This is a genomic window from Bdellovibrio bacteriovorus, from assembly GCF_001592745.1.
Taxonomy (GTDB): Bacteria; Bdellovibrionota; Bdellovibrionia; order Bdellovibrionales; family Bdellovibrionaceae; genus Bdellovibrio; species Bdellovibrio bacteriovorus_B.
The window spans coordinates 19,451-40,637 of record NZ_LUKD01000010.1; the positions used below are offsets into that span (position 1 = coordinate 19,451).

The window sequence follows — 21,187 nt, forward strand, 5'->3', positions numbered from 1 at the left end:
GGAAAGAGTGTCGCGTAAGTCCAGCCTAAAACGGGTATTAATTATTGGATCTGGACCCATCGTAATTGGACAAGCCTGTGAGTTTGATTACTCCGGCACTCAAGCCTGTAAGGCACTGATGAAAGAGGGATTGGAGGTTATTCTTGTAAACTCCAATCCAGCAACCATCATGACAGACCCTGAAGTAGCGACCCGCGTTTACGTCGAACCACTGAAAGTCGACTACTTAGAAAAAATCATCGAAAAAGAAAAGCCAGATGCTGTTATCCCAACATTGGGTGGCCAAACGGCTTTGAACTTGGCACTTGATCTGCACGCTAAAGGTATTCTGCAAAAACATAAAGTTCAGTTATTGGGAGCTACTCCGGAAGTCATCAAAGCGGGTGAAGACCGTGAAATCTTCCGTGGCCTTCTAGATAAAATCGGCGCTCGTTATCCGAAAAGTCACCTGGTGCGCACTTTCGAACATGGGATGCAAATCGCTGAGGATTTGGGTTACCCCATGATCCTTCGCCCGAATTACACATTGGGCGGGGGCGGCGGCGGTATCGCATACTCTCCCGAAGAATATAAAAAAATGCTAGTGACAGCTCTTCATGAAAGCCCGACGTCGGAAGTTTTGGTTGAAGAAAGCATCTTGGGTTGGAAAGAGTTCGAACTTGAAGTGATGCGCGATCATAAAGGAACCTTCGTTGTCGTCTGTAGCATCGAAAACTTGGATCCTTGCGGTGTGCACACGGGTGACAGTATCACGGTGGCTCCTCAGCAAACTTTGAGCGACCGTGAATACCAACACATGCGTGATGAAGCTTGTAAAATCATCAATGAAGTGGGCATTCAAACTGGAGGAGCGAATATTCAATTTGCGGTTCACCCAACAACGCGTGAACGCGTGGTGATTGAAATGAATCCTCGGGTCAGTCGGTCTTCTGCGCTGGCAAGTAAAGCCACCGGATTTCCTATTGCAAAGATTGCCGCTTTGCTAGCTATCGGCTACAGCCTTGATGAGCTTCAAAATGATATCACAAAGGTGACTCCGTCTTGTTATGAGCCGGCTTTAGACTATGTCGTCACTAAAATTCCTCGTTTTGCTTTTGAAAAATTCCCGGGTTCTAAAGATTCATTGACGACGCAGATGAAGAGCGTCGGTGAAGTGATGGGCATTGGCAGAACTTTGCAAGAATCCATGATGAAAGCCCTAGCGAGTTTAGAAAAAAATCCGCAAGGCATTCCTGAAGTGGCATTGGAGATCGGCAAAGTCTCTTACCCAAACAGCCAACGTATTTACCATCTGTTCCAAGCCTTCCGTGATGGAAAATCTGTTGCTGAGATCGAAGAACTCACGCGCATTAATCCCTACTTCTTAGAGCAGATCGATGCGCTGATTAAGTTTGAAGGTAAAATTAAAACAGATTTCAACGAAGGAAATGCGGATTTACTTTTAGCGGCAAAACGCAAAGGCTTTACAGATGCTCGGATCGCCGCTTTGACTGGAAAGAAAGAAGCGGACGTTCGTGCCCTTCGCGAAAAACACGGTGTTTTGCCGAAGTATCAGCAGGTCGACACCTGTGCCGGTGAGTTTGAATCAACTACACCTTATTTCTATTCTTCCTATTGGCCTTCTGTATCTGCAAAAGTCGATGCTCCGAACGCGGTTGTTGTTATCGGAAGTGGTCCTAACCGAATTGGACAAGGTATCGAGTTTGATTATAGCTGCGTGCGCGGGGTAAAGGCGTTCCAAAAAGCGGGCAGTAAAGTGGTGATGGTCAACTCCAATCCAGAAACCGTTTCGACGGACTACGACACTTCCGACGTCTTATTCTTTGAACCGCTGACTGCCGAAAGCTTGACCGAAATTATGCGCTTTATGAAGCCGATGGGTTTTGTCGCTCAGCTAGGTGGACAAACTCCTATCAACGTGGCTCCCGAATTAGTGAAGGCGGGATTTAACCTCTTAGGTTCGTCACTTGAAACTATCGATCTTGCTGAAGATCGTGGATTGTTCTCTAAAATCTGCCGCGAGTTGAACTTCGCAATTCCGAATTCGGCGATGGCAGGATCTGTCGTTGAAGCTCTTCAGCACGAATCCGCGGTCGGTTATCCGATGATCTGTCGCCCAAGTTATGTGCTGGGGGGGCGTCGTATGGAAGTGATTGAAAACCGCGACGAGCTTCTTTCTTATTTCCAAAGACACAAAGATTATATCTCTGCTGATAAACCCTGCTTGATGGACCAATTCCTTGCTGGGGCGCTGGAAGTGGATGTCGACTTAGTTCGTGGTCAAGATTGGACTGTCGTCGGCGGAGTGGTTGAACATATTGAAGCTGCCGGAGTTCACTCTGGTGACTCGATGGGCGTTTTACCTCCGCACCGTTTGAAGCCTGAAACTTGCGAACGCATCGAAGATTTAAGCAAGCGCTTGGCGGATCGAATCGGCGTGATCGGTCATTTGAACCTTCAGCTGGCCGTAAAAAATGATGTGGTCTACATGCTAGAAGCCAATCCGCGCAGCTCACGCTCTGTACCTTTCGTTGCAAAAGCTACTAGCATCCCACTGATTGATTTGGGTGTGGCCGCAATGCTGGGTAAAAAGAAGAAGGATTTGAAACTTGACGGATTGAACTGGAGAAATACGCAAACGGTTTCCGTTAAAGGCGTTGTTTTCCCATTCAAAAAGTTCCCGGAGGCCGATTCGTTATTGGGGCCAGAAATGAAATCCACGGGCGAATCGATGGGCCGCGGAAAGAATTATTCGGAAGCTCTGTCGAAAGCGTTTCTTTCAAGTAACATAAGACTTCCGAAGATGGGTCAGGTCTTTTTCTCTCTTCGTGATAAAGACAAAGAGGGTATGCTTTCGTTGGCCAAAGAACTGCAAAGAATGGGTTACGGAGTTTCGGCAACAACGGGGACGGCAAGCTTCTTTAATGACCACGGTGTAAACTGTCTGTCGTTAAGAAAGGTCGATGAGGGTCGTCCACATTGCGTGGATAAAATTCGTTCTGGCGAGGTGGCGTTTGTGATCAATACGACATCCGGTCGACGTGCGATCGAGGCGAGCTTCGACATTCGTCGAGCTTGCACAGACTACAACATCCCTTGCCTAACCGAAAGTGATGCGGCTGAGGCCTTCGTTCTTGCTTTGAAAAATGAAAGAAATGAGTCATCATCTGTCGAGGCCCTGACCCCGATGGAGGAATTTTGAAAAGACTTATTCTTGGACTTTGCACGCTGTTGGTTTTTTCAACTGTTCAAGCTGCGGAAACGAATGGCGCGGAAGCCAATCCGCCTGCGATCACAATTGGTGTGATTCCAGGTGGAAACCCGGAGATTCTCAGAGAACAAAGCTTAGCTTTGGCAAAAGAGCTGCAATCAAAGCTCAGTATTCCAGTAAACATCTATGTTTCCAAAAATTATGATGGTTTGATTGAGGCTATGAAGACGAAGAAAGTGGATTTCGCTTTCTTTTCTTCGATGACTTACGTAGTTGCTGAACAACAGGCGCAGGCGAAGGTCCTCCTAAAAAAGGTTTGGCACAACCCTTATTACTTTTCGGCGATTATCACGCCCGAAAAGTCAGGTATCAAAAAGCTGAAAGACCTCAAAGGGAAGCGTATCGCCTTTGTGGATGACAAATCTTCTTCGGGCTATCTGTATCCCCAAGTGGCGTTAAGAAAAGCAGGTCTTAAAGACAAAGACTTTAAAGAGGTTGCATTTACTGGAAATCACCAAGCCTCCATCCAGTTCTTAGAAGCCAAAAAAGTCGAAGCCGCTGCTGTTTTCAGTGATGACGAGAAAGGTGAGCAAGGGGCTTGGAAGCTTTTTGCCACAGATAAAAAAGCGAAATACCGTGTATTGTGGATGAGCGCGCCGATCCCCAATGACCCCTTCTGCGTTCGTCAGGATTTTTACGATCTTTATCCTAAGGCGACCCACACATTGATGTTCACGCTCATCGATATTTTGGAATCCTTGCAAGATAAAAACACTTACTCCGAAATTTTAGGGACTCGCGACTTGATGCCTGCCACTTCTAAACAGTATGATCCTGTGAGGGAGATGGTAAAAGCACTTGAGCTTAAGCCTTAAGTTTCATGTCGGTACTTACAGTTCGTAAGCTAAATAAGACGTTTAAAGGCGGTCTTTTTGAAAAAGATCGCCACGTTCTTCGTGACGTGAGCTTCTCTTTGCCCGAAGGACAAACTTCTGGTTTTGTTGGCAGCAACGGGTCGGGTAAGACCACTTCCATCAAATGCATCTTTGATTTCATTCGCCCGGACAGCGGCGAGATTCTATTTTTCGGTAAGCCTTTAAGCAGCGAAAGCAAGACCCGCATTGGTTATTTGCCAGAGCGTCCCTATCTTTATGAATTTCTTACGGGCATGGAGTTTTTAAAGCTCCATTGGAATCTTTGTTATGGTTCGTCACTTAAAGACTTCTACGAGCGTGCTCACGAAGCTTTAAAAAAAGTCGATTTAATGGAGGCTAAGGACCGCCGCCTACGCACGTACTCAAAGGGGATGTTGCAAAGAATCGGAATTGCGCAGGCAATTCTAACTCGTCCCGAGCTACTTATTCTAGATGAACCCATGTCGGGCTTAGACCCTGATGGTCGTGCTATGGTGAAGGATATTTTGCGTGAAGAACAAAAACGCGGAGTCACTCTTTTCTTTAGCAGTCACTTACTTCAGGATATGGAAGAACTTTGCACTCATCTTGTTGTCATCAATCGGGGGCAAATTCTGTATGACGGTGTTCTAAGCTCCTTTATGTCTGAATTCCAAAGTCTTGAGCGTGCGTTCTCTGTATTAAAAGGCAAGGAGGAAGCTCATGGCTAAGGTGTGGGCTTTAGCGCGAACCACTTTAAGAGAAATGCTGCGAGAGCGTGTGTTCTTGGTGGTGGTCCTTATTGCCGTCGCATTGCTGGCACTCAGTTTTCTCTTAGGAGCTTTGTCTTTCGCGGAACAACAGAAAATTCTGACTGATTTTGGTTTCCTGGCGATTCAAATAGCGGCCTTGGGTGTCTCTCTTTTTTCAGGTTCTTATCTACTTGCGAAAGAAATCGAAAAACAAACCTGTTTATTAATACTTTCTCGTCCCGTCAGTCGTGATCAATTTATCTTGGGAAAACTTTTTGGCGTTCTGGCTTTAAATACCCTTTTGATCAGTGCCTTGGCTTTGCTTTTGTGTGTTTTGTTAGGTCTTTGGAAAACACCGGAAGTCTTAGGAACTTACGCCATCATCTGCCTTAGCTTATGGTTTGAAAGTGCCATCATTCTTTGTCTGGTCATTTGTTTCAGTCTTATTGTTCGTCCGGTACTGGCGCTGGGTGCCGGAGTGATGGTGTTTCTTTTAGGACATTGGCTGGGCGATCTATCGTTCTTTGCTGAAAAAAGCAAAGAGGCGTTGTTCATCCAAGCAGTTCAGGTTTTCCACTGGATTACTCCCAATTTTTATCGCATGAACTGGAAGTCTTTTTACTTCCTGGAAAACGGTATCCCTGCGCAAAACGTTCTATGGATGGTCGCGCACATGACGGGATGGGCCCTTTTATTAGTTTTAATTACGAATTTCTTCTTCAGGAGAAAAGACATTGTTTGATCAGGACGTTTTCTTTCTTATCGTCTTCTTTATTCTGGGTGCTATTTTCGGAAGCTTCGGTAACGTTGTCATCTATCGTCTTCCTAAAGAGGAAAGTGTCGTTAAGCCTCGCAGTTATTGTTACAGCTGCAAAAAGCAAATCAAATGGTACGACAATATTCCAATTCTTAGCTGGTTTGTTTTGCGCGGTCGTTGCCGTAACTGTGGTGCCAAATTCTCTTTCCGCTATCCGCTAGTAGAAATCATCATGGCCTCGCTGTTTGCTCTCAGTTACCACTACGTAGGCTTTTCATGGTCTCTCCTTGAATACTTAATTTTTATCTTCGGCCTTGTGGTTTGTACCTTCATTGATTTTGACCATATGATTTTGCCCGATGAGTTCACTCTTTCGGGTATTGTTATTGGTTTGGTTGGAGCCGCTTTAAATCCTCACCGTGAATTTATGGACGCTTTTTTGGGTGTTCTCATGGGGGGCGGATTTTTGTGGGGTATGGCTTACGTTTACTACTTGCTCACAAAAAACGAAGGTATGGGTGGAGGAGATATCAAACTTCTTGCCTGGATTGGTGCGCTCTTAGGATGGAAGGCCATTCCCTTTGTGATCATGTCATCCGCCATCGTCGGAAGTGTCATTGGTATTATCATGTCCAGAAAACAGAAAGCTGGACTAAAGACGGTGATTCCTTTCGGTCCTTATCTAGCTTTAGGAGCGATTTTCTATCTTTTCGGCGGAGAGACTATCGCTCTTTGGTACTTTGACCTGTTCTTGCCCGGAGTCTAGCTTCGGCTAGACTTAGGACTATAAGCTCATATTCATCTGATTTGCTAGACCCCTTATTTGACATTCACGTTTCAACCAGAAATAATTTTATTATTTAGGACTTGTGTCTAAAGGACGTAAGTCTTTGAAAATACATCTGGTAGATACAACTGGGGAAGCAGCGTAAGCATGTTTTTTAAGTCAAAGAAAGTTATCGGACTCGATATCGGAACGAGTTCCATCAAGCTTGCTGAAATGGACTTCAATGGCAAAGGAGCCCAACTGCTTTCTTTTGGTTTCGCACCAACTCCTCCGAACGCCGTATCCGGTGGAGAAATCGTGGACATCGGCTCCGTCGGTGTAGCGATTCAATCCTTAGTAAATGAAGTTAAATCCAAACGCAAAAGTTTAGCGACAGCGATGTGGGGAACGGCGGTGATCGTAAAAAAAATCACGATCCCGCGCATGGATAAGAAGCTCATTAAAGATCAGATTCGCTTCGAAGCCGAACAGTACATTCCTTTTGATATCAACAACATCAGCTTAGCCCATCACATTCTCACTGGCAGTAGCTCTCCAGATACGATGGATATCTTGTTGATCGCGGCCCAGAACGAACTCGTCACTCAATACACTCAAGTTATTGAGATCAGCGGGCTTAACTGTGGCGTTTTAGATGTGAGCGGTTTTGCTCTCGCAAATGCCTTTGAATTGAACTACGGAAAAATTCCTGGCGAAGTGATTGGTCTTCTGAATTTCGGAGCCGCCATCACGAACTTCGTCGTGGTTCAAAATGGCGAAGTGATTTTCTGCCGTGATATCCCTGTTGGTGGCGCGAACTACACAAACGAAATCCATAAAGCGATGGGTGTGACGGTGGCTGAAGCCGAAGCATTGAAGCTAAGTGCAATTTCACGCCGTGAAGTTCCCGATGAAGTTCACTCTATCATCAGTGCAACAAATGAGGCAGTGACCGAAGAGATTCGCAGCAGTTTGGATTTCTTGAGCGCGACGACAAATGGTCTGGTTTTGAACCGTTGTTTCTACACGGGGGGAAGTTCTGCGACCTCAGGTCTGACAGAAACTGTTTCTCGCGTGACCGGCATTCTAATGGAACCGTTCAATCCGTTCTTGCGTGTCAAAGCCAATCCTAAAAAGTTCTCGCCAGAATACTTGGAACAAATCAGCTCTTTTGCGGCGGTTGTGACGGGCTTGGCACTGCGTGAAGTGGGGGATGCGACATGATTAAAATTAATCTTGCCACATCCACAGTCAGTCCTTCGGTAGGCGCTTCTTTAGGGATTTCTTCCGACGGCTTTGTTTCTCCAGATGAAGCCCGTAAGGAAGCGTTAAAGCGTCTGGTTCTTCTTTTGGTGGGACCGGCAGCTTTATATATTTATGAAAACCAGAACATCCCGGGAAAGATTGCTGATCTCAATGCTAAAACTCAAGTTTTAAGCGAACTGCAAAGTTATAACTCCCGTCAGGCCGCTTCAGTTGCTGAGATCAAGAAGTTTAAAGAAGATGAAGCTTTGATGGCTGCGCGTATTTCTGCATTGGAAAAACTGGCAAAAGATCGTCAAAGAGAAGTGCGTGTCTTGGACCTTTTGCAGTCTGTGATTCCTGAAAAAGCCTGGCTGACACGCGTGCAGATCAATCCGGATCGTGTGAATATTCAAGGTCTCGCCCTTAGCGATTTTGAAGTTTCAGCTTTCTTAGAAGCGTTAACTAAAAGCGTGTTTTTAATGGACGTTAATCTTGTCAGTTCCAGCGAAGTCACTCAAGACGGTTCGGTCCTTAAGAAGTTTGAAATCAGCTGCTTGTTGGAGAGACCCGAATGAATAAGTTTTTTGAAACTCTCGCAGCTCAACAAGTCAGTAAGATTCTGTTCATCGGTTTAGCGCTGACAGGGTTTTACTGGTACGCACTCTATGATGACGGCTCGGCTATTGATGCTCAAATCGCCAGCGTGACTCAGCAACTGCAGGAAGAAGAAAATAAAAAGAAAGATACCGACGCGACTTTAAAGCAAGTGCAAGAGATGCAAGAAAAAGTCGGGCAGCTTAGCCAAAAGTATCAAGAAATCTCTCGTCGTCTTCCTTCGGCGTTGTTTTCCATCGACATCAATAAAGCCATTGATGATTTCGCTCGTAATTCGGGCGTAAGTGTGAAGGCGAAAAAGCCTGCGGAAAACGTGAAGAAAGAAGTCGTTGAAGAAGTTCCTGTGGACGTGACCTTAGAGGGAACTTATGCCGAATTAGCGCAGTTCGCATTCATCGTTTCGAATGCAGAGCGTATGTCACGTGTGAAAAATGTGGTGGTAACAAGACCGGAGCCGGTAACGGGCGGTAAGTTGAAATTTGAAGGTCAGGTTGTCGGTTATAAGCTGGCTCCTGAAACCAAGAAACCTGAAGGTACGGAGACTCCCAAGTGAAGTCTGTAAGATGGATTGTATCTTACATTTTAGTTGCGGCGATTGGACTTTGGCTGGCATTTGCTGTCAGTGTGCGTTTCATCACGCCTGCGCAATCACAAGAAGCTCCTTCGGCAGGGGATCTTCCACCTGAATTTTTAAAAGAAGTGGAAGCGACCCAAGTTCCTCCGACCGGGGGAACACCGAAACCGGTAACACCTCCTGCGGGAAGTCCTCCGGCGGGTGCGCCATCGGCGGGAACGCCTCCCATGGATCCTCCAGCGGCGCAAGTACCGCCACCCGGGCAACCTAATGTTCCCCCTCCACCAATGGAAACTCAGTTTGGTGATGGAGCAACGGCGCCGGCTCCGCAAAATTCAAATATTCTTCCAGGTGATGGATATTCCTACGACCCAACAGGGAAAAGAGACCCGTTCAAACCATTTAGAACGATTCGGCCAACGGTCACAGACGCGGGTAAAGCCGCGGCCGAAGTCTTAGAGCCCTTGCAGCGTTGGGAAATTGATCGACTGCAAATCGTCGGTATTTTGTGGGACGTGACAACTCCAAGAGCCATGGTTCGTGATCCAGATGGAGCTGTGTTTACTGTAACTAAGAACTCTAAAATTGGCCGAAACGAAGGATTTGTAGCGGCGATCCGCGAGGGTGAAGTGGTCGTCATCGAAACAAGATACGACGACGGGAAATCCATCAAAGAGCCTCGCGTGTTAGAGTTGAGAAAATAGTTTTTAATACCTTAAGGAGGAGCTAATGAAAGGATTCATTAGATTATTAATCCTAAGTGCAATGATTGCATCTTTGACCTCTTGTGCAAGTCGCCCGGTGGAAGACGATGATTTGTCTTTGGACGGTGCTGAGTCTGCGGAAGTAGCGCCGGCTGATTCCGGTGCGCAAGATGATTTCGCCGAATTTGAAGATTCCGGTTCACAGCAGCAGGCAGAGGCCGCTCCCGCACCAGAAGGTGATCAGGATCTAGCGATTGAAGAAGAAGTCAATCAGTCGAGCGATGTTCCTCAGCAGGCGGAAACTATTCCTCCGACACCAGCTCCAGAAGAGACTTCGCCAACAGAAGATCCTTTCGCCGATACAACCGTCGCGGATGCGCCAACGCCAGCTCCTGAACCTGCTCCAGCACCAGATGTGCCTGCAGAATCAACGGTGACAGAGACAATTCCGACTCCAGTTGAAGAGTCGGCTCCGCAAGTCGCGAACAACGGTGAACCGGCAATGATCACGGACCTTCAGTTCAAATCCAACGAGACGGGTGGAACTGTGATTGTGAATGCCAACAAGCCTTTGACGTACACAACTCGTACGAACCCGGACTTGCGTCAGTTCATTATCGAAGTCGACAACGCCACTTTGCCAGATCGTTTGAAGCGTTCATTGAACACTCGCGATATCAAAGGCAGCGTAGGAGCTATTGATGCTTATCAAAATCCAGGCTCATCAACAGCTCGCTTTGTAATTCAACTTCGTGAAGGCGTTTCAGAGCCAACAGTTCAATCTGAAGGTAACGCTCTATTGATCGTGGCTAACAGCACTGGCGATACGAGTGTGGCTGAAGCGGCTCCGGTACAAGAACAACAAATTCTTCCAAGCCAAAATTTGCAAGAATTCCTAGCTGGAAACACTCAGTTCTACGGTAAAAAGATTTCGATCGAAACAAACAATATGGATATTCGCGACGCTTTAAACTTCATCACTGAAGAAAGTGGCGTGAACATGGTTCTTTCCGAAGACGTGAAAGGCAATATCAGCCTGAAACTTCGCCAAGTTCCTTGGGATCAAGCTTTGGTTGTGATCATGAAAGCAAAAAAACTTGGCTACACTCGCCAGGGCAATGTTTTGCGTATCGCTCCTTTGCAAGATTTAAGAGCGGAAGAAGATGATGCCAATAAACTGGCTCAAGCTCGCAAAAACATCGAACCATTAAAAGTTCGCATGTTCCCGGTGAGCTACGCTCGTGTGGATGAGCTGGAAAAGAAAATCAAAGATTTCTTGGGCGACCGTGGCCGCGTGGTGGGCGATGTTCGTACGAATGCTTTGGTGGTGACAGATATCGAAGAGAATTTAGAGCGTGCGGCAAAATTGATTGCAAGCTTAGACACTCAACCTCCGCAAGTCCTTGTCGAAGGTAAAATCGTCGAAGCCAAAGAAAGCTTCACACGTAACATCGGTGTGAACTGGGGAGCGACAGGTTCACCTATTAAGTTGGGATCCACATCTCGTGGTCCGGTGAATATGAATCCAAGTTTCAGCGTGAACCCGACAGCGAGCACTCCAGGAAACTTCAACTTAAATCTAAGTGTGGGTACTTTAGATGTCTTCGGTACTTTGCAAGCGGCGTTGTCTTTGTCTGAAACTGAAGAGCAGGTAAAAGTTATCTCTGCTCCAAGAATTATGACAATGACGAATGAAAAAGCCGACATCACTCAGACGACAGAGGTGCCGGTCCGTCAAGTGACTCAAAACGGGACAGCGACTCAGGAAACGTTCCAGTTCAAACCGTTAACAATGAAACTTGAGGTCACTCCTCAGGTGACAGCCGACGGTTCTGTTATAATGAAAGTGAACGTGAATAGACAGTTCCAAGGTGCTGACACGAGCGGTGCGGGCCAAGGGGCTTTTGCGGTGAACAGTCGTGAAGCCAACACTCGCGTTCTTGTGAAAAACGGTCAGACCGCAGTTATCGGTGGTATCTATCAGAGTGATGCCACAGACGGGGAACAAGGTGTTCCTTGGCTACGGGAAGTCCCTTACATCGGCTCCCTGTTTAAAGTGAAGAACGTGAGAAAAGATAAGACGGAACTTTTGGTATTCTTAACTCCAAGAATCATTGGGGCAGTTGATTCCTCAGGTCCGCAAACTCAAGACTTCTAAAAAAAGGAACGCGTATGAAGAAAATAATGTACGTTTTGCTCCTTCTAATGAGCGCGAACCTCGTAGCTTGTTCTCAGGATGATGGCAATGTGGAAGTGTCTATCACATCCTCGCCACTTCCTTTGATTCCGGCCACCGCGATCAGCTGTTTGGCTCAAGAAAACGCGGGCGACGACGTTGCAACAGCAGACATTTCTGCCAGCTACTTCAAAGTGCCAACGATCACGTTCAACCGCAAAGACACTAGCAAAACTTTAATCATTGCGTTCATCCGCGTATCTATTCAGATTCCGGGCAGTGCGACTCCAGTAACTTGCGAATATGGTGGTGACCAACTTGCAGCTCTTCGCGCGAACTGGTTTGCGAGTGCTACAAAAGAAGCGGCTGTACCGATTGGTGAAGTGTCCTATGCAACAACGTGTCCTATGTATTGCGGTGGAATCAACGCCACTAATCAGTTTGTGGCGACTGGTACTATGGAAGTCTTTGGTTTAGAGCGCGATGCCAACCAAGATGAAACTCCGGTGAAAGTTCAAACACCAATCACAATCCAAAGTTACTAGGTTCTAAGTTTTTAATGTACAAGCCCTGGCAGCGCCGGGGTTTTTGTTTTTTTGAATGCTCCTTCAAGTGAGAAAAAACTCAAAGCCGCCTATTCTCTAGCGTTTCTCCTTAAAAAGCTGGCTTAACCGAGGTGCTATTCTGCGCTGCCAACAGGTCGAGTAATAGATATTCAATTATTTTTGACTCGCTTTGGGTTGCCCACAATTTATTTTACGCAGGAAATCTGCGGGGCCGAAATGACAGTGCCCGAAACCCCAGATATTCCATAGCAAACAGTCCCATCAGTCTGCTTAACTTGATAGAGATAAGCGGTTGTACTTGAACCGGTGACAACCACGGAAACCGTCTCCACAAGTGTTCCATCCGAAAAAGCGCCATTAGCTTTAATACCAATATTCTGATTTTGCGCCACCGCTTGATAAGCCGCGACCGACCCACCAATCAGCATGGCAACCCCCGCCACAATAATTAAAGACTTTTGCATCTGCTCCTCCATGCATTCAGTGAACAAGCACCACTTTGCGTCGGCAACACAAACTCCTGCAATGTCAGCGTGTTAGCTAGCAGTTCCCAAAAGTCACACAATCTTTCAGTGCTTTCTGCGGGCAAATGGTTTAGGACAAGGGCATGGATCTTTTTTCTTCTTCCAACGCCGCTTTAAGTTCATCTCCGCTTTCTGAGATTCTTCGCCCAAAGAATCTAGATGAAATTATCGGCCAAGATAAAACATTGGGACCCAAATCGAAGCTGGGCCAAATGTTGCGAAAAGGATATCTACCTAGCCTTATTATTTGGGGGCCTCCGGGAACGGGTAAAACGACTTTCGCGTTGGCGCTGTCTCAACATTTCAATGCGCATTTCGAAAATATCAATGCGGTCGATGCAGGCGCAAAAGTTTTACGTGAAGTGGGAGAAAAGGGCCGCGATCGCCGATTGCAGTTCCAGCAAAAAACCGTTCTTTTTGTTGACGAGATTCACCGTTTTAATAAAGCCCAACAAGACGTCCTTTTGCCTTTCGTGGAAAAAGGCGATTTGGTCTTAGTCGGAGCGACAACGGAAAATCCCAGCTACGAGTTAAATCGAGCCCTTTTAAGTCGCTGTCGTGTCGTCGTTTTCGAACGTCTTTCAGAAGAGGACTTAAGTAAAATCGTTCTGCGCGCCGAATCTCATTATAAAAAGCCTTTAGAGCGCATTCTTACCAAAGAAGCTATCAACAATCTTTTAGAGTACTCCGACGGAGATGCCCGTCGCCTCATCAACAGTCTTGAAATCCTTTATAACTTTACAAAGGATCAAGAAGACGGGGAGCGCCTCGACGTCAATGACATGCGCGAGCTTTTGCAACAAAATCCCTTGGGTTACGACAAAAGCTCCGAGATGCACTATGATCTTATCTCTGCTTTCATTAAAAGTGTGCGCGGAAGTGATCCTGACGCCGCCGTTTACTATTTAGCTCGCATGATTGACGGCGGAGAAGATCCTATCTTTATCGCCCGTCGTCTGATCATCCTTGCCTCTGAAGATATCGGAAACGCCGATCCCCGCGCAATCTCTGTAGCTGTTTCTGGTTTGCAGGCCGTAGAGGCTATTGGTCTTCCCGAAGGGGCTATCACTCTTTCGCAGGTAACGACTTATCTAGCTTGTTGCCCGAAATCCAACGCTTCTTATATGGCGCTAAATAACGCCCGCGCCTTAGTGGAAAAAACCCGCACTCAACCAGTGCCTCTTCATCTAAGATCTGCAAAAACGGCTCTAGCTAAAGACTTAGGCTACGGCCGTGACTATAGATATCCCCACAATTATCCAACGGGTTGGGTAGAGCAAAACTATCTGCCTGAAGAGCTAGAGACAGAACCACTCTATGAGCCGACAAATAGGGGCTTCGAAAAAAATATCCGAGATTATCTAAATTGGATGAAAGGTCAAAAGCCTGAGAAATAAAAAAAGAGAAAGGGATCACCTTTCTCTTTTTTTATTTTCGGAGCTTGCGAAGTCTATATAGCTCTTTGCGCGCAAACACAGATGCAACCCTGCGCACCTTGAGCGGTGTGCGAGTGCTTTGTGTTGGCAGGAATTTCCACACGATCGCCAGGGCGAAGAACAAACTGATTTCCAGAGATATTAAAGATCATTTCTCCAGAAACAATAACACGAACTTCTGCGAACGGATGGCGATGATCCTGCACTTTCATTTGCGGCTCGTAAACTTCGTCGTAAGGTTCCAAGCCTTCTGATTCAAGAATCATATGAACCTGTTCTTTGCTTGGAACGATCGGAGCTTGCCAGCGTGTGATGATCATAAGTTGCCTCTTTCGAATCCCTTTATCTCAAATCGGCACAGCGAAAACAAGTCACGGTGCCGCTGAATCTCTTGATGAAACACTATCACGAAACTTTGTTCAAATTGCGACAGGATAAGGGACCTGTTTATCATCTTTTTGTGTTTTCTCGTTAAGTCCTTTTGTGGATTGTCGATACCTAACATGTAAGAGAGGGACACCCTGTATTTAGGGGAGGGGTATTTTGAGCATTAAATCTAAATCGACACATGCTGAATTAGATCACATCTTGAATTTTGTCGATGCATCGAAGGGTCTTCGTGCAAAGATCAACGAGTCAGGACGAGTTCAAATTCGTCAGGACCTAGACGGAAAACTATTCAGTTTTAATTCTCAAGATGTAAACGAAGTCCTTCATCGTGCAGACTCAGAAGGTAAGCCGTTCGTGCAAGTGAACTTTAAGAATGGAACGAAAGTTCTTCTGACGGAAACGCTTGTAGGCTTTAAACCTCTTGAAACTTTAGGTTTGGACATGGGCCGCATCCCTAAAGTGGTGACGACACCTGATTTAGTAAGCGTTTTTGATGCTATCGAAGAGTCTCTAGGGGCTGATAATGGTCTTGATCACGAGGTTGAGATCCTAAAAAAGGTCTACATGGCTATTGTTTCTGGTGGAGAAAAGGTCGGTTTCGATCTAACCACAGAAAGATTATGGCTAAACAGACTTATCGCGTCAAAATTCAAAGCCAGCGCTTAATTTTACGTAAAATCAGACACTTAAATCAAAGTTGCTAAAAACCGAGGCAGAGACCTCGGTTTACTTATTAGGCAACTTCGACCGCGGAATTAAATTTTCGAAAAAAAGCTATTGACCTTTTGGGGCCGTTACGAGAAAACAGCTCCACTTTGTTCGGGGGCATAGCTCAGCTGGGAGAGCATCTGATTTGCATTCAGAAGGTCGCAGGTTCGATCCCTGTTGCCTCCACCAATTTTCTTTATTTCATGACGTTCGTCTCGGACCGAAAAAAATAAAGAAAGAACATTGACGGGGACAAAAAAATCATTAAGATTGGTTCCTCGCGCTTCGGTAACGAAGCTTTGAATTAAGAATTTTCGCTCTTTGAAAACTGAATAGCTAGAATGATAGATTTTTGGGCTCTTAGAATATTAAGTAATTAATATTCACAATTTCAAAAATAAATTCGAACAAACACAGCGTAAGCTAGTTGTTTGGTTGAGAACAGAATTATAACTGGAGAGTTTGATTCTGGCTCAGAACAAACGCTGGCGGCGTGCCTAATACATGCAAGTCGAACGGGGAAAGTAGCAATATGAGTACTAGTGGCGCACGGGTGAGTAACGCGTGGATAATCTGCCTTGAAGAGGGGGATAACTAGTCGAAAGATTAGCTAATACCGCATAAGACCACAAGAACTGAGGTTCAAGGGGTCAAAGGTTTTTCGCTTCAAGATGAGTCCGCGTAAGATTAGCTAGTTGGTGAGGTAATGGCTCACCAAGGCAACGATCTTTAACTGGTCTGAGAGGATGATCAGTCACACTGGAACTGAGACACGGTCCAGACTCCTACGGGAGGCAGCAGTAGGGAATATTGCACAATGGAGGAAACTCTGATGCAGCGACGCCGCGTGAGTGATGAAGGCCTTCGGGTCGTAAAGCTCTGTCGCAGGGGAATAACACAATGAATGTACCCTGTAAGAAAGGATCGGCTAACTTCGTGCCAGCAGCCGCGGTAAGACGAGGGATCCTAGCGTTGTTCGGAATCATTGGGCGTAAAGCGGGTGTAGGTGGCTTTGTAAGTCAGATGTGAAAGCCCAGGGCTCAACCCTGGAAGTGCATTTGATACTGCGAAGCTTGAGTGCTAGAGAGGTTACTAGAATTCTTGGTGTAGTGGTGAAATACGTAGATATCAAGAGGAATACCGGTGGCGAAGGCGGGTAACTGGCTAGACACTGACACTCAGACCCGAAAGCGTGGGGATCAAACAGGATTAGATACCCTGGTAGTCCACGCCGTAAACGATGGATACTTGTTGTTGGAGGTATTGACCCCTTCAGTGACGAAGCTAACGCGTTAAGTATCCCGCCTGGGGAGTACGGTCGCAAGATTAAAACTCAAAGAAATTGACGGGGGCCCGCACAAGCGGTGGAGCATGTGGTTTAATTCGATGCAACGCGAAGAACCTTACCTAGGCTTGACATGTACTGGAAGATTGGCGGAAACGTCGTCGCCCGCAAGGGCCGGTACACAGGTGCTGCATGGCTGTCGTCAGCTCGTGTCGTGAGATGTTGGGTTAAGTCCCGCAACGAGCGCAACCCCTGCATTTAGTTGCCAGCATTCAGTTGGGCACTCTAAATGGACTGCCGGTGTTAAACCGGAGGAAGGTGGGGATGACGTCAAGTCCTCATGGCCCTTATGCCTAGGGCTACACACGTGCTACAATGGTGGTCACAAACTGAAGCGAAGCCGCAAGGTGGAGCAAATCGGAGAAAAGCCATCTAAGTTCAGATTGATCTCTGCAACTCGAGATCATGAAGTTGGAATCGCTAGTAATCGCGGATCAGAATGCCGCGGTGAATACGTTCCCGGGCCTTGTACACACCGCCCGTCACACCATGAAAGTCGGCTGTACCAGAAGTCGCTGCGCTAACCGCAAGGAGGCAGGCGCCCAAGGTATGGTCGATGATTGGGGTGAAGTCGTAACAAGGTAGCCGTAGGGGAACCTGCGGCTGGATCACCTCCTTTCTAAGGATTATCCGGTCAATCTTCACTCGGGACTTGTTCTCGAGTAAGTTAAAATGACCCAATCTTAGGTCAACTCACTCTTCCCGAGTGGGTGAGTCCCAAAAATCTTATCTAGCTATTTAGTTTTGAAAGAGTGAAAGCTCTTTACCTCGCATCTAACAAGGGCCAGTAGCTCAGTTGGTTAGAGCACACGCTTGATAAGCGTGGGGTCGGAAGTTCGAGTCTTCCCTGGCCCACCAACTAATTGAGTTGGACTGTTGGTGTGAGAAGAGTTTTTGCTGAACGATTTTCGTTCTTTGACAATTGAATAGATTGATTTAGTTGATTTTTAGCGAGGTTAGTTCCATTTTTTTAAGCTACAAAGGGCTTACGGTGGATGCCTTGGCACTAAGAAGCGATGAAGGACGTGGTAAGCTGCGATAAGCTTCGGGGAGTGGCACACACACTTTGATCCGGAGATGTCCGAATGAGGAAACTCACCATTTATGGTATCTTTCACTGAATACATAGGTGTAAGAAGCGAACGAGGGGAAGTGAAACATCTCAGTACCCTCAGGAAGAGAAATCAAATCCGAGATTACCCTAGTAGTGGCGAGCGAACGGGTAACAGCCTAAACCTTGTTCATTAATTTGAATAAGGGGTCGTGGGACCGCAATGTGGGACCGGAGAAGTTAGAAGAACAGTCTGGAAAGTCTGGCGAAACAGGGTGATAGCCCCGTAATTGAAAACTTCAATGGCCCTAGCGGCATCCCGAGTACCACGAGACACGTGAAATCTCGTGGGAATCCAGGAGGACCACCTCCTAAGGCTAAATATTCCTTAGTGACCGATAGAGGACAAGTACCGTGAGGGAAAGGTGAAAAGAACCCCGAGAGGGGAGTGAAATAGAACCTGAAACCGTAAGTCTACAAGCAGTTAGAGCCCTTTATATGGGCGATAGCGTACCTTTTGCATAATGAGTCAGCGAGTTATGTTTGCATGCGAGGTTAAGCCGTTGCAGGTGGAGCCGTAGCGAAAGCGAGTCTGAATAGGGCGATTTAGTATGCAGGCATAGACCCGAAACCCGGTGATCTAATCATGGACAGGTTGAAGCGAGGGTAACACCTCGTGGAGGACCGAACAAGTTGAGGTTGAAAACTCTTTTGATGATCTGTGATTAGGGGTGAAAGGCCAATCAAACTGGGTGATAGCTGGTTCTCCCCGAAATATATTTAGGTATAGCGTTGAGTAAAAAGTATCGTGGAGGTAGAGCACTGAATGGGCTAGGGGTCTTTACCGGATTACCAAACCCAAATAAACTCCGAATGCCACAGATATGTTCCTCAGCAGGCAGACTCAGGGTGATAAGGTCATGAGTCGAGAGGGAAAGAGCCCAGACCAACAGCTAAGGTCCCTAAATGCACGCTCAGTGGAGAACGTTGTGGAGTTACTTTGACAACTAGGAGGTTGGCTTAGAAGCAGCAATCCTTTAAAGAAAGCGTAATAGCTCACTAGTCTAGTGACTCTGCGCGGAAGATACAACGGGGCTAAGCGTGTTACCGAAGCTTTGGATTAAGATATTTTATATTTTAGTGGTAGGGGAGCGTTCTAGTGTAGGATGAAGGTTGACCGGTAGGACAGCTGGACGAACTAGAAGTGATCATGCTGACATAAGTAGCGTTGAACTCGGGTGAAAAACCCGGGCGCCGAAAACTCAAGGATTCCTGGGCAAGGATAATCCTCCCAGGGTTAGTCGAGTCCTAAGACGAGGCCAAATGGCGTAGTCGATGGCAAAACGGTTAATATTCCGTTACCTAGCTAAGTGTGTTTAAGGAATGACGGTGTAGGATATCACAGCCTCTTATTGGATTGAGGTGTAAGCATGTAGGAGGATCAGTAGGCAAATCCGCTGGTCGTAACTCTGAGGTGTGAATGCGAGGGACTTTGTCCCGGAAGTGTGAAAAGCCATGCATCCAAGAAAAGTTTCGTAAATTTAGCTTAGTTAGCTCGTACCGTAAACCGACTCAGGTGAGTGGGGTGAATATCCTAAGGCGATGGGGTGAATTTTGGTTAAGGAACTCGGCAACTTAACACCGTAACTTCGGGAAAAGGTGTGCCTGAGAGAGTGTAAGGACTTGCTCCCCAAGCTTTTTCAGGTCGCAGAGAAATGGGAGTAGCGACTGTTTATCAAAAACACAGGTATGTGCAAAGTCACAAGACGACGTATACATACTGACGCCTGCCCGGTGCTGGAAGGTTAAAAGGATTAGTTAGCGTAAGCGAAGCTGAGAATTGAAGCCCCAGTAAACGGCGGCCGTAACTATAACGGTCCTAAGGTAGCGAAATTCCTTGTCGGGTAAGTTCCGACCTGCACGAATGGCGTAACGACTTCTCCGGTGTCTCAACCAAATGCCTCGCGAAATTGAATTCTCGGTGAAAATGCCGAGTACCCGCAGAAAGACGGAAAGACCCCGTGAACCTTTACTGTAGCTTGGCAGTGATTTTAGAGTTGGCATGTGTAGGATAGGTGGGAGACTTTGAAGCCAGGGCGCTAGCTCTGGTGGAGTCAACCTTGAAATACCACCCTTGGCAACTTTGAAATCTAACCTGCTCCTCGAAACGAGGAGAGGGACACTGTCTGGTGGGCAGTTTGACTGGGGCGGTCGCCTCCCAAAAAGTAACGGAGGCGCGCGATGGTCCCCTCAGCCTGATTGGAAACCAGGCGTCGAGTGCATTGGCATAAGGGGGCTTGACTGCGAGACCTACAAGTCGAGCAGGTGCGAAAGCAGGCCAAAGTGATCCGGTGGTCCCGCGTGGAAGGGCCATCGCTCAACGGATAAAAGGTACTCCGGGGATAACAGGCTTATTCCATCCAAGAGTCCATATCGACGATGGAGTTTGGCACCTCGATGTCGGCTCATCACATCCTGGGGCTGGAGCAGGTCCCAAGGGTTTAGCTGTTCGCTAATTAAAGTGGTACGCGAGCTGGGTTCAGAACGTCGTGAGACAGTTTGGTCCTTATCTTCTGTGGGCGTATGAGATTTGAGCAGACCTGTCCTTAGTACGAGAGGACCGGGATGGACGAACCTCTGGTGTTCCTGTTGTCGCGCCAGCGGCAATGCAGGGTAGCTATGTTCGGAATTGATAACCGCTGAAAGCATCTAAGCGGGAAGCAAACTGCGAGATTAGATCTCACTGGGGCTTCGGCCCCCTAAAGACTCCTTGGAGACTACGAGGTTGATAGGCGGAAGGTGTAAGCGCTGTGAGGCGTTCAGCTGATCCGTACTAATAGGTCGTGAGGCTTTTTTAAATTTTTTCTTCTTTAAGAAGAATATCGTCTCTATAGTAACTCTCTTACGAATGTAGGACTGAGCGAAAGAGACTAGTTCTCTGGATGAATCCCAAAAGGATGAGTCAATGAGCAGAGAATGAAGATTTGGGACTAACCACAAATCGCTAAAAATCAATTAAATCAATCATTCGATTGCTAAATCAAAAAAGTAACTTCTCCATTTGGATTGGAAGTAAGTTGCAAAGAAACGAAACGGAGTCTATAACGACTCCACTTTGACTTAATAAACGCTTTGCTGGTGTTTATAGCAGAGGGGCCACACCTGATCCCATTCCGAACTCAGAAGTTAAGTCCTCTTGCGGCGATGGTATTGCACGGGCGACCGTGTGGGAGAGTAGCACGATGCCAGCTCTATTTTACTTGAACCCAGGTTACGAAAGTAATCTGGGTTTTTTTTTGCCTTTTTTCTGCGACTTCGATTTTTTTAAAACTAAGTCATTAGTTGCATCTTTTTTTCTTATGAATTGTCTTTAAACCGCATCTCTCATACGGCTAAATATTTTTTATTTCTAAATCAGTCTTTCGATATTCCTACTAAGTTTCACTGCCACCGTGGCAGTAAGCTGATGCGTTA

Annotated in this window: 15 protein-coding genes, 2 tRNA genes and 3 rRNA genes; 18 read left to right on the forward strand and 2 right to left on the reverse strand. The window is 46.7% G+C overall.

Annotated elements, in window-relative coordinates:
• The first annotated feature begins 7 nt into the window (after positions 1-7).
• The 11 genes from carB to AZI87_RS17865 all read left to right on the forward strand — a co-directional run bounded on the left by carB (position 8) and on the right by AZI87_RS17865 (position 12,238).
• A complete protein-coding gene (gene carB / locus AZI87_RS17815) occupies positions 8-3,202 on the forward strand; it encodes a carbamoyl-phosphate synthase large subunit (RefSeq protein WP_063209858.1) in 3,195 nt (1,064 codons plus the stop codon).
• Positions 3,199-4,086: a substrate-binding domain-containing protein gene (locus tag AZI87_RS17820; RefSeq protein WP_063209860.1), complete on the forward strand. Its 888-nt coding sequence runs from the start codon at positions 3,199-3,201 to the stop codon at positions 4,084-4,086. Before carB ends, AZI87_RS17820 begins: the two co-directional genes overlap by 4 nt.
• Positions 4,087-4,091: 5 nt before the next feature.
• Positions 4,092-4,835: an ABC transporter ATP-binding protein gene (locus AZI87_RS17825; RefSeq protein WP_063209862.1), complete on the forward strand. Its 744-nt coding sequence runs from the start codon at positions 4,092-4,094 to the stop codon at positions 4,833-4,835.
• The gene (locus AZI87_RS17830) at positions 4,828-5,598 is read left to right on the forward strand and encodes an ABC transporter permease (RefSeq protein ID WP_063209864.1); all 771 of its coding nucleotides are present in this window, start codon (positions 4,828-4,830) and stop codon (positions 5,596-5,598) included. The genes AZI87_RS17825 and AZI87_RS17830 overlap by 8 nt, the downstream gene beginning before the upstream one ends.
• Positions 5,591-6,379, forward strand: coding sequence for a prepilin peptidase (locus tag AZI87_RS17835; protein ID WP_063209866.1), 789 nt, complete (start codon positions 5,591-5,593; stop codon positions 6,377-6,379). The genes AZI87_RS17830 and AZI87_RS17835 overlap by 8 nt, the downstream gene beginning before the upstream one ends.
• Before the next feature lie 168 nt (positions 6,380-6,547).
• Positions 6,548-7,603 (forward strand): type IV pilus assembly protein PilM, encoded by a 1,056-nt coding sequence (gene pilM / locus AZI87_RS17840; protein WP_063209867.1) that lies wholly within the window; start codon positions 6,548-6,550, stop codon positions 7,601-7,603.
• The gene (locus AZI87_RS17845; protein ID WP_063209869.1) at positions 7,600-8,199 is read left to right on the forward strand and encodes a PilN domain-containing protein; all 600 of its coding nucleotides are present in this window, start codon (positions 7,600-7,602) and stop codon (positions 8,197-8,199) included. Before pilM ends, AZI87_RS17845 begins: the two co-directional genes overlap by 4 nt.
• Positions 8,196-8,792 carry a type 4a pilus biogenesis protein PilO gene (pilO, locus tag AZI87_RS17850; RefSeq protein WP_063209871.1) on the forward strand — a complete coding sequence of 199 codons (597 nt, stop codon included), beginning with the start codon at positions 8,196-8,198 and terminating at the stop codon, positions 8,790-8,792. The genes AZI87_RS17845 and pilO overlap by 4 nt, the downstream gene beginning before the upstream one ends.
• On the forward strand, positions 8,789-9,517 hold the full coding sequence (locus AZI87_RS17855; RefSeq protein ID WP_063209873.1) for a pilus assembly protein PilP: 729 nt from the start codon (positions 8,789-8,791) through the stop codon (positions 9,515-9,517). The genes pilO and AZI87_RS17855 overlap by 4 nt, the downstream gene beginning before the upstream one ends.
• 25 nt (positions 9,518-9,542) lie before the next feature.
• Positions 9,543-11,675, forward strand: a complete 2,133-nt coding sequence (locus AZI87_RS17860) for a type IV pilus secretin PilQ (protein WP_063209875.1) — start codon at positions 9,543-9,545, stop codon at positions 11,673-11,675.
• Between the two features lie 14 nt (positions 11,676-11,689).
• Positions 11,690-12,238 carry a hypothetical protein gene (locus tag AZI87_RS17865; protein ID WP_155722621.1) on the forward strand — a complete coding sequence of 183 codons (549 nt, stop codon included), beginning with the start codon at positions 11,690-11,692 and terminating at the stop codon, positions 12,236-12,238.
• Between the two features lie 206 nt (positions 12,239-12,444).
• Here AZI87_RS17865 and AZI87_RS17870 read toward each other — a convergent pair whose 3' ends face one another.
• Positions 12,445-12,723, reverse strand: a complete 279-nt coding sequence (locus AZI87_RS17870; RefSeq protein WP_063209879.1) for a hypothetical protein — start codon at positions 12,721-12,723, stop codon at positions 12,445-12,447.
• 143 nt (positions 12,724-12,866) lie between these two features.
• Between AZI87_RS17870 and AZI87_RS17875 the strand changes: the two genes are divergently transcribed.
• The gene (locus AZI87_RS17875) at positions 12,867-14,180 is read left to right on the forward strand and encodes a replication-associated recombination protein A (protein WP_063209881.1); all 1,314 of its coding nucleotides are present in this window, start codon (positions 12,867-12,869) and stop codon (positions 14,178-14,180) included.
• Between the two features lie 53 nt (positions 14,181-14,233).
• On the opposite strand, the gene AZI87_RS17880 is transcribed toward AZI87_RS17875, so the two are convergent.
• Positions 14,234-14,539, reverse strand: a complete 306-nt coding sequence (locus AZI87_RS17880) for a cupin domain-containing protein (RefSeq protein ID WP_063209883.1) — start codon at positions 14,537-14,539, stop codon at positions 14,234-14,236.
• 223 nt (positions 14,540-14,762) lie between these two features.
• Between AZI87_RS17880 and AZI87_RS17885 the strand changes: the two genes are divergently transcribed.
• The 6 genes from AZI87_RS17885 to rrf all read left to right on the forward strand — a co-directional run bounded on the left by AZI87_RS17885 (position 14,763) and on the right by rrf (position 20,964).
• Complete coding sequence (locus AZI87_RS17885) at positions 14,763-15,275, forward strand: hypothetical protein (RefSeq protein ID WP_253696994.1); 513 nt, start codon at positions 14,763-14,765, stop codon at positions 15,273-15,275.
• Between the two features lie 155 nt (positions 15,276-15,430).
• A tRNA-Ala gene (locus AZI87_RS17890) sits at positions 15,431-15,506 on the forward strand.
• A 261-nt stretch (positions 15,507-15,767) separates the two neighbouring features.
• Positions 15,768-17,281: ribosomal RNA gene (locus AZI87_RS17895) — 16S ribosomal RNA — on the forward strand.
• A gap of 162 nt (positions 17,282-17,443) precedes the next feature.
• Positions 17,444-17,520, forward strand: a tRNA-Ile gene (locus AZI87_RS17900).
• Between the two features lie 110 nt (positions 17,521-17,630).
• Positions 17,631-20,571, forward strand: a 23S ribosomal RNA gene (locus tag AZI87_RS17905).
• A gap of 276 nt (positions 20,572-20,847) precedes the next feature.
• Positions 20,848-20,964: ribosomal RNA gene (gene rrf / locus AZI87_RS17910) — 5S ribosomal RNA — on the forward strand.
• Together the 16S, 23S and 5S rRNA genes with 2 tRNA genes alongside form the textbook arrangement of a ribosomal RNA operon.
• Positions 20,965-21,187: the final 223 nt, after the last annotated feature.

What these genes read in the sequence shown, in the direction of transcription:
- AZI87_RS17825 (WP_063209862.1), top strand. Translation starts at nt 4,092, where the DNA reads ATGTCGGTACTTACAGTTCGTAAGCTAAATAAGACGTTTAAAGGCGGT.
- AZI87_RS17830 (WP_063209864.1), top strand. Translation starts at nt 4,828, where the DNA reads ATGGCTAAGGTGTGGGCTTTAGCGCGAACCACTTTAAGAGAAATGCTG.
- pilM (WP_063209867.1), top strand. Translation starts at nt 6,548, where the DNA reads ATGTTTTTTAAGTCAAAGAAAGTTATCGGACTCGATATCGGAACGAGT.
- AZI87_RS17845 (WP_063209869.1), top strand. Translation starts at nt 7,600, where the DNA reads ATGATTAAAATTAATCTTGCCACATCCACAGTCAGTCCTTCGGTAGGC.
- pilO (WP_063209871.1), top strand. Translation starts at nt 8,196, where the DNA reads ATGAATAAGTTTTTTGAAACTCTCGCAGCTCAACAAGTCAGTAAGATT.
- AZI87_RS17860 (WP_063209875.1), top strand. Translation starts at nt 9,543, where the DNA reads ATGAAAGGATTCATTAGATTATTAATCCTAAGTGCAATGATTGCATCT.
- AZI87_RS17865 (WP_155722621.1), top strand. Translation starts at nt 11,690, where the DNA reads ATGAAGAAAATAATGTACGTTTTGCTCCTTCTAATGAGCGCGAACCTC.
- AZI87_RS17870 (WP_063209879.1), bottom strand. Translation starts at nt 12,723, where the DNA reads ATGCAAAAGTCTTTAATTATTGTGGCGGGGGTTGCCATGCTGATTGGT.
- AZI87_RS17875 (WP_063209881.1), top strand. Translation starts at nt 12,867, where the DNA reads ATGGATCTTTTTTCTTCTTCCAACGCCGCTTTAAGTTCATCTCCGCTT.
- AZI87_RS17880 (WP_063209883.1), bottom strand. Translation starts at nt 14,539, where the DNA reads ATGATCATCACACGCTGGCAAGCTCCGATCGTTCCAAGCAAAGAACAG.